Origin of the sequence: Micromonospora sp. ATA51 (assembly GCF_016802855.1) — a bacterium.
Classification (GTDB): domain Bacteria; phylum Actinomycetota; class Actinomycetes; order Mycobacteriales; family Micromonosporaceae; genus Micromonospora; species Micromonospora sicca.
The window spans coordinates 1-1,045 of record NZ_JAEVHJ010000699.1 but is presented as its reverse complement, the minus strand read 5'-3'; the positions used below and the strand labels follow the sequence as shown (position 1 = coordinate 1,045).

The window sequence follows — 1,045 nt, the reverse complement described above, 5'->3', positions numbered from 1 at the left end:
CCGGCTGCTCGCCGCCGGCGCGGCGGGGGTGGCCGCGGTGGTCGGCTCGCCGCCCTGCTCGCCCCGGTGGTGGCCGGTCAGGTGGACGACCGCCCGCGGACCCGCGCCGGTACGTCGAACCACCGCAGGTCGAGTCGCTGGACGAGAACCCGCTGATCCGGGTCTCCGGCTGGGCGTTGAACCCGGACCAGCGGCTGCTGGAGGTCCGCACCGAGGCGGGCGGGTCGGGGCGGGACCCGGCCCGGATCCGGCTGGCCGTGCTCAGCGACTACGACGGGGTGACCTGGCGGGTCGGGGCCACCTACCGCAACGCGGGCCGGATCCTGCCGGCGGTGGAGCCGGCCCCGGGCGGGGTCACCGATCCGGTCCGCCAGGAGATCACGGTGGCCGACCTGACCGGGCGGCTGCTGCCGGCGGTCGCCACGCCCCGGGAGATCACCGGCGCCCGGGTGGCGTACGACCCGGCGACCGGGACGCTGATCCGGCCGGAGGGGCTGGCACCCGGGCTGCGCTACACGGTCACCTCGCTCCGGGAGCGCCCCGACGGGAACCTGCTGGCCACGGCGAACGTGCCGGCCGGCGACGCGGTGTCCCGGGTGCTGCGGGTGGCCGACGGGCGCCGGAGGAGTTGCGCCGGCTCGCCGCCCAGCTCGCCGAGTCCAACGGCGCCCCGTACGCCCGGGCCGCCGCGATCGAGCAGTTCCTCGCCGAGCACTACCGGGTCACCGCGGACGCGGCGAGCGGGCACGCGTACCCGAACCTGGCGTTCTTCCTTTTCGGCCCGCGTAACGGCGGCGGGCAGCGGGGCACCTCGGAGCAGTTCGCCGCGGCGTTCGCGGTGCTGGGTCGGCTGGCCGGGCTGCCCACCCGGGTGGTGGTGGGCTTCGAGCCCCGCGGGGACGGTCCGGTCCGCGCGGCGGACGCGTTCGCCTGGCCGGAGGTCCTCTTCGAGGGGGTCGGCTGGGTGCCGTTCGACCCGATGCCGCAGCCGGACTCCGCGCCGCGCCCGGTGGAGGAGGACTTCCGGCCCACCCCGGAGGACCCG

Annotated in this window: 1 pseudogene; it reads left to right on the top strand. The window is 77.7% G+C overall.

Annotation, left to right across the window (positions count from 1 at the left end):
* Positions 1-1,045 (top strand): annotated as a pseudogene (locus JNW87_RS41965) (DUF3488 and transglutaminase-like domain-containing protein); the annotation flags it as partial.